Origin of the sequence: Mesorhizobium sp. M2A.F.Ca.ET.039.01.1.1 (genome assembly GCF_003998035.1) — a bacterium.
Classification (GTDB): domain Bacteria; phylum Pseudomonadota; class Alphaproteobacteria; order Rhizobiales; family Rhizobiaceae; genus Mesorhizobium.
This window is the reverse complement of record NZ_RZRY01000649.1, coordinates 1-3,556: the sequence shown is the minus strand read 5'-3', so window position 1 is coordinate 3,556 and position 3,556 is coordinate 1. Positions and strand designations below refer to the sequence as shown.

Annotated in this window: 4 protein-coding genes; all 4 read left to right on the top strand. The window is 56.3% G+C overall.

Translation table 11 applies throughout. The annotated features are described in order from the left end of the window. Positions 1–37 precede the first annotated feature (37 nt). The gene (locus EOA24_RS31130; RefSeq protein ID WP_126081327.1) at positions 38–1,219 is read left to right on the top strand and encodes a hypothetical protein; all 1,182 of its coding nucleotides are present in this window, start codon (positions 38–40) and stop codon (positions 1,217–1,219) included. A 32-nt stretch (positions 1,220–1,251) separates the two neighbouring features. Then, positions 1,252–1,944, top strand: coding sequence for a hypothetical protein (locus EOA24_RS31125; protein WP_127256933.1), 693 nt, complete (start codon positions 1,252–1,254; stop codon positions 1,942–1,944). Positions 1,945–2,674: 730 nt separating this feature from the next. Then, the gene (locus tag EOA24_RS31120; RefSeq protein WP_042639131.1) at positions 2,675–3,340 is read left to right on the top strand and encodes a hypothetical protein; all 666 of its coding nucleotides are present in this window, start codon (positions 2,675–2,677) and stop codon (positions 3,338–3,340) included. A gap of 7 nt (positions 3,341–3,347) precedes the next feature. Beyond that, a partial coding sequence (locus EOA24_RS31115) for a hypothetical protein (protein ID WP_133374695.1) occupies positions 3,348–3,556 on the top strand: 209 nt, incomplete at its 3' end.

The following is a 3,556-nucleotide window of genomic DNA, read 5'->3' as shown; positions in this document are numbered from 1 at the left end:
CCGTGATAGCGTGGCAGCGTCAGAGGGGGCCAAGCAATTGGACGCGGTCGATCGTGTCGTTGCGCAAGATCGGTTGCTGGGAACGCGGTTCCTGGTCTACCCGCAGGTCCCTCATCTTTCGGGTTATGGAACACCCGAAACAGTATGGATTTCTACTCCACCCGATCTGATCCGCTCCGGCCCGGAAGATCACCGCATTTGCGTTCGCGATCCGCTCCTCGACAAGGAGCCTTACGACTACCCTTATCTGCCACCGTTTGTCGGGGAAATCTTTCCGCCTGCAGAGGCTGGCTTTGACGGCCATTTCGATCAGATTTCCCTAACCTCGCGACAGTTCCTTTCTGCACACGCTTTCGCCTCGGTCAGCCGCGTGCTGGACATCTGGGAAAGCTACCTCGGCAAACCGATTGTCTGGTATTTTGCCGAGACGTACGAGCGGCTCGAAATCATCCCCTTCGTCAACTGGGAGAATGCGCAATCGGGTTATGGCTATCTGGAACTCGGCCGAGAGCGCGGCATCGACGGAGGCAAGTATCCCTACGCGCTCAACTTCGATGTGATCGCACATGAGGTCGGCCACGCAATCTTGTTTTCGTTGTTCGGGACACCAGCCGGCGGCCTGACTCAAGGCGATTTCGGACCGTTCCACGAAGCCAGTTCGGATCTGGTCTCGCTCTTATCCTTCCTGAATTTCGACAGCGGCATGGACCGGCTGCTGCGGCACTGCGACGGCAACCTACTTGTTCTCAATGAACTGAACCGGATTGCCGAACTGACCGGCGATCGGCAGATTCGCCTCGCCAGCAACGCACGCCGCATGTCGGAGGTGACGGCAGAAATCCATGACAGGTCACGGCCATTCACGGGGGCTGTGTTCGACACGATCGTCGACGCCTACCACGCGGCACTGGTGCACGAGGGGTTGGCCGACGAGAGGCTGCTGGGGATCGATATCAAAGATCTCGACCAATCCGACATGCAGCGCATCTCGGATTTCACGTCCCGCGCCTTCCGCGCTCGGCCCTTCATGTTCAAGAGCATGCTGATCAGAGCAAGGGACGAGGTGGCTCTCGCACTTGCTCAGGCATGGCCACGCCTCGATGCGGATGACCTGTCGTTCGAAAAGGCCGCGGCGTTGGTGGTGGACGCCAGCGATCGCGTCGCGCCGATGCTCGCGGAAAAATTCGATGAGAATTTCAGCTGGCGGGAGATCTTGTGAGCTGAAGGATGCAGCAAAAAGGAGCGAGGAAAATGAGCGACGACTATCACCGACCGACACTAACGTTTCCATCAGGCGCTTACAACGCAACACAGGTCAGGCTCTATGGCTTGGGGGCGGAGATTGGACTCAGCGTGCCCGGTGCGCCAGCACCCTTTGGGGACACCGGCATGTATGTCGAAACCGCGCCTGGGGCACCCATCACCGACGAGCAACGTGCCAACGCACTTGAAGTGTTGGGGAAATATAATAGCAACAAAGGCCGCCAAGATATATTAAATGGAATTATTCCATTTCCAAAAATACCGATCAGAGTCTCTTATCATTTCAAGATAGACCTGAAGAATTTTGGCGTTGCGTTCATTTCAACGGTAGGAAGCACATTCATGCTCGGATCATCTCCAGAACAGAAAACATCGTGCGGGATTATTGTCGGTTATGCCTATGAGGGACATACCTACGATTTGCCAAAGCCCAAGATAATGATCATCCCGGCGTTTCCGGAGCCCAAGATACCAGCGGACGATTCGGAATTTGACGCGAAGGAACCTGAAGGCTACGCGGTTTGGCTCGTTGATAAGCTCGACGAATGCGTGGAGTTGGAGATGAACCAAGGCTTTGTCGAACAGATCGTCCTCGAGGCAAACCTTCCAGGCAAGCGTTCACCGACGATGTACGCATCCAAGATGACGATGGGACACCGTGGCGGAAAGCTGAACGACTAGTCTCTCATGTTCCCTGTCAGGGTTGATTCCGTTGAAGGTCTTTGCCATCTCATCGCCGGCCGCTACTCCGAAGTGGTAAGGGCTGAACGTCGGGCCGTACTGATGAGACCAAACTTTGGAACCGCCTGGCGCACACTCACAGCGCGGCAGGATTAGCCGGCGATCTGGAAATGGCCCGACAAGGACTCGTCGAATGCAAACCTCTACAGCCGAATCTCAGCATCGACTGGGTCGAGAAATACCGCCCGCTGATACGGCTGAGGACCGCGCCAGATACGTCGAGGGCCTGCGTCGAGCGGGCCTGGAATAGTCCGGCTAAATCGTGCCAGCCGACACCCCGCCGACCTGCGACGCAGCACATTGCGCGCCGCATCTGCCTCGACCCCGCAAAGGCATCGATACCCGGCGGCGCATGGGGGGACCTATTCACGCGCCTTATGGGCGCAAGCCGCTCTACGCAGCGAATATGGGCTGATTTTGGCGGCCGGCGCCATCGCTTTCGAAGGTAATGTACTGAGAGTCTGCATAACCGGCGAGGGCAATATAGACCAGTGCCAGTCGCTTCTGATGGATTAGACCGTTGGACCGTTCGATGCGCTCTGCTGTCCAAGAGGCGAACAAGGGGCGGACGAATCAGTTTCAACCCAAGAGGATTCCACCTTGCGGGCCTCGTATTTGTCTGACATAATTTACCGTCTCCTAATGTTTAAGTGGGCAATTGGGGTTAGAGATGGCCAAGGAACCTTCTAGTGCCGCTTCTTCGGCAAATAAAGCGGATGCAAATCTGATAGGTAATTCAGAGGGAAACGGGCTGAACTTCATGGCCTCCCAGGCTCGCGAGGGCGGGCCAGGCGGTGACGCTCCAGGTGTCGACAAGATACGCGATCTTTTGTTCGGCAATCAGATGCAGGACTATGATCGCCGCTTCTCCAAGCTTGAGGAACGGTTCCTGCAGCGATTCAAGGATGTCGAATCCGAAACCAAGCGCAATCTTGAAACCTACGAGTCGAATGCCAAGAAACAGGTTGACTCGCTGGCGACGCAGTTGCGCAACGAAAAGGACGCACGCGCCGAGGCCGACAAGGAAATGGACCGCAATCTTCGCGATCAAAACCAGGCGCTCGAAAAGCAGGTGCGCGCCTTATCGGATCAATTGAGTGAGCTCGAGCGCGAATTCGCGGATCGCATGAGCAGAAGCGACCATTTGCTGCGCGAGGAAATCAAGCAGAAGAACGAAAGCGCCCAAATGCTCATGGAGAAGATCTTTTCCGATCTCAGCAACGTCAAGACCGACCGGAATCTTCTGGCCGGGCTGTTCGTCGAGGTCGCGAAATGTCTCAACCAGGATCCCGTCGGCAGCAAGGGCAATTCCGAGCGTGGCTGGAAAGTGAGTTGATCGGAACTTGACGTCGAGCGTCGAACCAATCAGCCTTTCTCAAAAACAAGCTTCGAACGATACCGGTATTGATCGCGAGGCTTTGGCCCGCCTTTTGGTGGAAATTGCCCGGAACGTCGATCCGGACAACCATACGCTTTACGAAGGTGTTCCAGCCGCCGACCATCGGCTGGAAAGGCTCCGCCAACTGCTCGTCGGCGGCGAAATCTCGGAGCT

Coding starts and splice junctions, on each gene's coding strand:
- EOA24_RS31125 (WP_127256933.1), top strand. CDS start 1,252: ATGAGCGACGACTATCACCGACCGACACTAACGTTTCCATCAGGCGCT.
- EOA24_RS31120 (WP_042639131.1), top strand. CDS start 2,675: ATGGCCAAGGAACCTTCTAGTGCCGCTTCTTCGGCAAATAAAGCGGAT.